Source organism: Actinoplanes sp. NPDC048791 (assembly GCF_040650095.1).
Classification (GTDB): domain Bacteria; phylum Actinomycetota; class Actinomycetes; order Mycobacteriales; family Micromonosporaceae; genus Actinoplanes.
In genome coordinates this window covers 1-4,771 of the sequence record NZ_JBEZGQ010000668.1, presented here as the reverse complement: position 1 = coordinate 4,771, position 4,771 = coordinate 1, and the positions used below count along the sequence as shown (strand labels likewise).

General features: G+C 69.8%; 4 protein-coding genes and 1 pseudogene. 3 read left to right on the top strand and 2 right to left on the bottom strand.

The features are described from left to right. The coding region (locus tag AB0C29_RS34095) for a neutral zinc metallopeptidase (RefSeq protein WP_360829090.1) at window positions 1-1,195 on the top strand (1,195 nt) is incomplete at its 5' end. Between the two features lie 44 nt (window positions 1,196-1,239). Here the strand turns inward: AB0C29_RS34095 and ctaD are convergent. Then, window positions 1,240-3,003, bottom strand: a complete 1,764-nt coding sequence (gene ctaD, locus AB0C29_RS34090) for a cytochrome c oxidase subunit I (protein WP_360829087.1) — start codon at window positions 3,001-3,003, stop codon at window positions 1,240-1,242. 135 nt (window positions 3,004-3,138) lie between these two features. On the opposite strand from ctaD, the gene AB0C29_RS34085 reads away from it, so the two are divergent. Then, window positions 3,139-3,264: a hypothetical protein gene (locus AB0C29_RS34085; protein WP_360829084.1), complete on the top strand. Its 126-nt coding sequence runs from the start codon at window positions 3,139-3,141 to the stop codon at window positions 3,262-3,264. Between the two features lie 10 nt (window positions 3,265-3,274). Here AB0C29_RS34085 and AB0C29_RS34080 read toward each other — a convergent pair whose 3' ends face one another. Next, on the bottom strand, window positions 3,275-4,093 hold the full coding sequence (locus AB0C29_RS34080) for a SigB/SigF/SigG family RNA polymerase sigma factor (protein WP_360829081.1): 819 nt from the start codon (window positions 4,091-4,093) through the stop codon (window positions 3,275-3,277). Between the two features lie 278 nt (window positions 4,094-4,371). Between AB0C29_RS34080 and AB0C29_RS34075 the strand changes: the two are divergent. After that, window positions 4,372-4,771, top strand: a pseudogene (locus AB0C29_RS34075) (peptide chain release factor 1); the annotation flags it as partial.

The window sequence follows — 4,771 nt, the reverse complement described above, 5'->3', positions numbered from 1 at the left end:
CGGCGACGTCGTCACCGGGGCGCTGCGCGACGTCGAGCGCTTCTGGTCGGCGGCCTACCCGCGGGTCGCCGGCGGTGCCGCCTTCACGCCGATCAAGGGCGGCTACCACCCGTACACCCGGTCGGACCCGGCGCCGGCCTGCGGCGGTCAGGCCGCCGAATATCAGCCGAACGCCTTCTACTGCCCGGCCGGCGACTTCATCGCCTGGGACGCCGAGACGCTGATCCCCCAGCTGTACAGCGATTTCGGCCCGCTGCTGGTCGGCTTCGTCATGGCCCACGAGTACGGGCACGCGATCCAGTCCCGGCTGGGCGTCACCGAGCAGCCCACGGTCGTACTGGAGCAGCAGGCCGACTGTTTCGCCGGGGCCTGGACCGCCGACGTGCTGGCCGGCCGGTCGACGGCGTTCAAGAGCGTCACCCCGGCCCAGCTCGACAACACGGTCGCCGGGATGCTGCTGCTGCGCGACGAGCCGGGCACCGCGGCGCAGAACCCGCAGGCGCACGGCAACGCCTTCGACCGGATCCGGGCCATGCAGGACGGCGTGGAGAAGGGCGTGTCGCTCTGCGCCGACTACCGGGCGGACAACGTGCCGGTGACCGAGGTGCCCTTCACCACTCAGGAGGAGGCCGCCACGGGTGGGGATCTGCCGTACGCGGAGGCGGTGGACTCCCTCAGCAAGGATGCCCAGGCGTACTGGGCGCGGGTGTACCCGCAGCTCACCGGCCGGCCCTGGGAGCCGCTGGGGGTGCAGCCGTTCGAGAGCGGCTCGGCGCCGTCCTGCCCGGCCCCGGACTCCTCGGCCGGCGGTGCGGCCTTCTACTGCCCGGACGGCGATTTCATCGCGTTCGACGACGAGCAGCTCGGGCAGCAGTTGTACCAGCGCATCGGGGACAACGCGGTCGGCATGCTGCTCGGGGACCTCTTCGCCCGGGCGGTCCAGGACCGCCGTGGTGCGCGGACTCAGGACCGGGCGGGCCAGCTCGCGGTGGACTGCTTCGCCGGGGCGTGGACGAACGATCTGCTGACCCGTGATCCCGCATCGGGGATCCGGTTGTCGCCCGGCGATCTCGACGAGGCGGTGGCGGCTCTGCTGGCGTTCGGCCGGGCCGGGTCCCAGCAGGAGGCCAGCGCTTTCGACCGGATCGGCGCCTACCGCGGGGGCGTCCTGAAGGGGCTGCCTTCCTGCAGCTGAAAAGCCCGGGATCCGGCGGTGGGCGACGAGCCCACCGCCGGGACCTACCGGCCTTCCTCGAGCCGGTGGTCGGTGTCCTCCTGGTACCGGGCGCCGCTGTCGGACTCGCTGGTCAGCGGCCGGGCACCGCCCTCCGGCGGCCCGGCCTCGGACTGCTCACCGGCGGCCAGCTCGGGGAACTTCGCGTCGAAAGCCGGCCGCTCGGAACGGATCCGGGGCATCTTGTCGAAGTTGCGCAGCGGTGGCGGCGACGAGGTGGCCCACTCCAGGGAGTTGCCGTGGCCCCACGGGTCGTTCGCCGTGACCAGCACCCCGGCCTTGTACGAGTGCCAGACGTTGTACAGGAACGGCAGTGTGGACGCGCCGAGGATGAACGAGCCGATGGTCGAGACGGTGTTGAGTGCGGTGAAGCCGTCGTCCGCGAGGTAGTCGGCGTACCGCCGCGGCATGCCTTCGGCGCCCAGCCAGTGCTGGACCAGGAAGGTGGTGTGGAAGCCGAGGAAGGTCAGCCAGAAGTGGATTTTGCCGAGGCGGTCGTCGAGCATCCGGCCGAACATCTTCGGGAACCAGAAGTAGATGCCGGAGAACACCGCGAACACGATCGTGCCGAACAGCACGTAATGGAAGTGCGCCACGACGAAGTAGCTGTCGTGCACGTGGAAGTCGATCGGCGGGGAGGCCAGCAGCACACCGGTCAGGCCACCGAGCAGGAAGGTCACCATGAAGCCGATCGCGAACAGCATCGGGGTCTCGAGGCTGACCTGGCCACGCCACATCGTGCCGATCCACACGAAGAACTTCATACCCGTGGGCACGGCGATGAGGAAGCTCAGCAGGCTGAAGAACGGCAGCAGCACCTGTCCGGTGGCGAACATGTGGTGCGCCCACACGCTGAACGACAGCATGCCGATGAGGATCGTGGCACCGACCAGGCCCTTGTAGCCGAAGACCGGCTTGCGGCTGAAGACCGGGATGACCTCGGTGACGATGCCGAAGAACGGCAGCGCCACGATGTAGACCTCGGGGTGGCCGAAGAACCAGAACAGGTGCTGCCAGAGCATCGGGCCGCCGGTGTCCACGTCGAACACGTGCGCGCCGAGCACGCGGTCGGCGGCCAGCGCGAACAGCGCCGCGGCCAGGAACGGGAAGACCGCGATGACCAGCAGGCTGGTGATCAGGATGTTCCACGTGAAGATCGGCATCCGGAACATCGTCATGCCCGGCGCCCGCAGCGTCAGGATGGTGGTGATCATGTTGACGCCACCGAGGATCGTGCCCAGGCCGGACAGGGCCAGCCCGACGACCCACATGTTGCCGCCGATGCCGGGTGAATGCAGCGAGGTGCTCAGCGGGGTGTACGCCGTCCAGCCGAAGTCCGCGGCGCCACCGGGAGTCAGGAACCCCCCGATGGCGATGGTCCCGCCGAACAGGTACAGCCAGTAGGCGAAGGAGTTCAGCCGCGGGAAGGCCACGTCCGGGGCACCGATCTGGATCGGCACCACGAAGTTGGCGAAGGCGAACACGATCGGCGTCGCGAAGAACAGCAGCATGATCGTGCCGTGCATCGTGAACAGCTGGTTGTACTGCTCCGGCGAGAGGAACTGCATGCCCGGACGGGCCAGCTCGGCCCGCATGAGCAGGGCCATGAAGCCACCGACCAGGAAGAAGACGAAGGCGGTGGTCATGTACATGATGCCGATCTGCTTCGCGTCCGTGGTGCGCAGCATGCGGGCCAGCGCGGAACCACGGACCTGACGCCGGACCGGCCACGGCCGGGTCACTACCGGGCGCGGGGTGACAGCAGTCATGCCTTCTCCTCCACCGTACGGATGACGGCGGCCTACCCACCCACAGCTGGTTCTAACCGGCGACCACGAATCGGCGGGTTTGGATCCGGCGAGCCGGGGTAGGCGCGCCGCTTCCCACGGCCGGGAGGGTGGGAGATGCACGACGAACGGGGTCGCCGGGTGCCGGCGGAGATCGAGCGTGGACTGTCCCGGCAGGACCCCGTCGCCGTGGTGATCGCGGTGGTGCCGGCCCGGCGCCGGAGGAGCCGGGCCCGTCGCTGAGGTACGGGGATCAGCAGGCGTCCGGGCCGAGCCGGTTCCGCAGCTTGAGCAGCGCCGCCGACAGCAGCCGCGACACGTGCATCTGCGACACCCCGATCTGGGTGGCGATCTGGGTCTGCGTCTGGTTGCCGAAGAAGCGCAGCGTCACGATGGTCCGCTCGCGCTCGGTGAGGCACTTCATCGCGGGCCCCAGGCTCAGATGCAGCTCGGTACGGGCGTAGTCGTCGTCCTCGTCACCCAGGGTGTCGCCGAGCTCCAGCGTGCCGCTCTCGGTGCCGACCGGCGTGGAGAGCGAGGTCGTGCTGTACGCGCGGGCGCCCTCCAGGCCTTCGAGCACCGCCTCCTCGCTGACCTTGAGGTAGCCGGCGATGTCGGCGACCGTGGGGGCCCGTCCGAGGCTGTGCGCCAGGACCGTACCGGCGTCACTGATCGCCATCCGCATCTCCTGGAGCCGCCGCGGGACCCGGATGGCCCACGCGCGGTCGCGGAAGTGCCGCTTGATCTCGCCGAGGATGGTGGGGATCGCGAAGACCGTGAAGTCGACGCCGACCTCGGCGTCGAACCGGTCGATCGCCTTGATCAGGCCGACGGTCGCGGCCTGGACCAGGTCGTCCAGCGGCTCGCCGCGGCCGGCGTAGCGGCGGGCGAGGCGCCGGGTCATCGGCAGCCAGGCCTCGATGGTCTCGTCCCGCAGTCGCGGCCGGGCCGGGTCGCCCTGCGGGGTCCGGGCCAGGGCCGCGATCAGCTCCACGCCCCGCTCCTCCGTCGCGGCGTCGCCGTGGTCGGACGGGCGGCGGGACTGGATCGGCCTCGTGGCAGGTGCGTACATGGTGGTTCCTCTTCTCGAACGCTGCGTCGTGGGCATCCGTTGCCGGACCACCCGCGGACTGCCGCGGCGGAGGAACACATCTGCACGTCAAGAGGCGTGAGGTCCGCACCGCGACAGAGACATCGCATGGTGGTGATCTCGGCGCCTTCTTGACCGATGCAGTCGACCGTAGCCGAAGAGTGGAGCTATGACTAGCCGAAAGTATGAGTCTTTCTGGCGAGTCGGGTGAGAAGCGCTCATCCGTGGGTAGCCGGGCACTCAGATCGAGAGGAGATGTGATGAATCTGAGCTTTCTTCGCCCGCTCTTCGACCGTCCCGGCCCCTGGGTGTCGGTCTACCTCGACGCCACCCGGGCCTCGGAGAACGGTGACCACGAGGTGAGCCTGCGCTGGCGGGCCCTGCGCGGGAAACTCGCCGAGCAGGGCGCCGACGAGGCGACCCTGGACGCCGTCGCCACCGCCGTCGAGAACCAACCCCTACCAGCCCGGACGCTACGGACTGGCCGTCTTCGCCACCGGCGGCGAGGTGGCCCTGCTGGAGGAGCTGCCGGCTCCGCCACCCGCCGACGAGGCGTTCCTCGAGCCGCTGCCGCACGCCATGCCGCTGCTGGCCCAGCGCGGCGAGGAAGTGCCCTACGTGCGGGTGCTGGCCGACCGTACCGGAGCCGACCTGGAGGGG

What these genes read in the sequence shown, in the direction of transcription:
- ctaD (WP_360829087.1), bottom strand. Translation starts at nt 3,003, where the DNA reads ATGACTGCTGTCACCCCGCGCCCGGTAGTGACCCGGCCGTGGCCGGTC.
- AB0C29_RS34085 (WP_360829084.1), top strand. Translation starts at nt 3,139, where the DNA reads ATGCACGACGAACGGGGTCGCCGGGTGCCGGCGGAGATCGAGCGTGGA.
- AB0C29_RS34080 (WP_360829081.1), bottom strand. Translation starts at nt 4,093, where the DNA reads ATGTACGCACCTGCCACGAGGCCGATCCAGTCCCGCCGCCCGTCCGAC.